Origin of the sequence: Endozoicomonas sp. (genome assembly GCF_051008435.1) — a bacterium.
Taxonomy (GTDB): domain Bacteria; phylum Pseudomonadota; class Gammaproteobacteria; order Pseudomonadales; family Endozoicomonadaceae; genus Endozoicomonas_A.
The window spans coordinates 1-1,387 of the sequence record NZ_JBPCXO010000380.1; the positions used below are offsets into that span (position 1 = coordinate 1).

Genomic DNA, 1,387 nt, shown 5'->3' on the forward strand with positions numbered 1-1,387 from the left:
TAGGCATATGGCGGGGCGAGATCTTGGTAAACGGGAGCCTACGGAATCACTCAAATCTCATGCTGGGAAATTTGAATTATTGGATGCAGCCTGATTGTCAAGTGAGAAAAACTGCAGAATCGAGTGAAAGCGTTGGATTTATTCTGAAAGTTATTTTCGGATGACAGTTCGGGATACTCCGGATAACGAAACCATAGTCGTTCATCAAAACCCCAAAGGTGATTCTTGAATTGAATCGCCTTGATGCCATCGGGCTGGAAAATAAAAGCGGTATCGTAAATCCCTTCGTTTCCTTTGGGATCTTTCCCCTTGTATGGCATGGGGCAGACGATGGTCATGTTGCGGTCAATGGCCAGTGTGCAGATCTTCTCACGGTATTGTTGTTCTTCTATTAGCTGGGCCGCTCTTGCTGGTATGTCTTTGTTGACCTTATCGCCGTTGGCAAATTCATAACCGGTGAGAAACAGTTCCGGAAAAGTGATGAGCTGAACATTGTACTTTGAGGCCATAGAACAGGCCGTTTGCAGTGTTGAAAAGTTGAATTTCAGGGCTTGCTCTATAGTGTTCTTATCCGCTTTGTGGGGAACCATGCTGGGTCCCTGGGCAATAGCATAACGAACCCCCTCACCTGAGAGCGGAGGGTGAGCAATAGCATCGGGAAGATTTGACGCATCAGATTGGCAATCTTTTATGTAGGTTTGTACGACAGGGTTATAAGACTTGATTCCATTCATGATCCATTTCCTAAAGACAGTCGGCTTATCCCTGTTAATGGTTTACCATACCCCGATTAAAAATTCAGATATTAATAATGAAAAAGGCTTTACTGAATCAGGAAGCCAGACACTATGACTGCTCAATTTTACGAGTTTGACCATTTTCGCAGACGCTTGCTGATAGGTGTGCTGCTTGCAGGTTTTCTGGCTGCCCCTGTTGCCCATTTCATTATTGATCTGATGTTGAGTCAGCAGTCTGTGAGTGAAAGATTAGCGATATTTATTCAAGTGGAATGGTCTGACGCACCGGGCCTGGCTATCCTGGGATTGCTGAACCTCATTCCTTACGCCAGTTTGTGTGGAATTATGTATGCCCTTTCTTTCCGGTTTTCTCGTGCTGCCTTTTGCTGGCTGACTTTGTGGGGATTATTAGCAGCACTGGGAACCATGATTCACTGTTACTATACGGCGTTGGCTCCCTTTTATTCGGGTGATCATGTTTCTTCAACAATGGCCATTGTTTACTTTCTGCAGCCTTTTTTTGGTGGCTCTTAATGGATTCCGGGGAGTTATCCAAACAGCACCTCCAGAAGACCGGAGAGAGCTGCTTTTCCCCGTTTTCTGATGTTGTGCAGACACTCGAAGAAACCTAAATACAGCGGTAACTTCTC

2 protein-coding genes are annotated in these 1,387 nt (G+C 45.3%); one reads left to right on the forward strand and one right to left on the reverse strand.

Annotation, left to right across the window (positions count from 1 at the left end):
- Positions 1–50 precede the first annotated feature (50 nt).
- A complete protein-coding gene (locus ACR2PX_RS19145) occupies positions 51–734 on the reverse strand; it encodes a nitrilase-related carbon-nitrogen hydrolase (protein WP_434000961.1) in 684 nt (227 codons plus the stop codon).
- Positions 735–848: 114 nt separating this feature from the next.
- On the opposite strand from ACR2PX_RS19145, the gene ACR2PX_RS19150 reads away from it, so the two are divergent.
- The gene (locus ACR2PX_RS19150; protein WP_434000962.1) at positions 849–1,271 is read left to right on the forward strand and encodes a hypothetical protein; all 423 of its coding nucleotides are present in this window, start codon (positions 849–851) and stop codon (positions 1,269–1,271) included.
- The last annotated feature ends 116 nt before the right edge of the window (positions 1,272–1,387 follow it).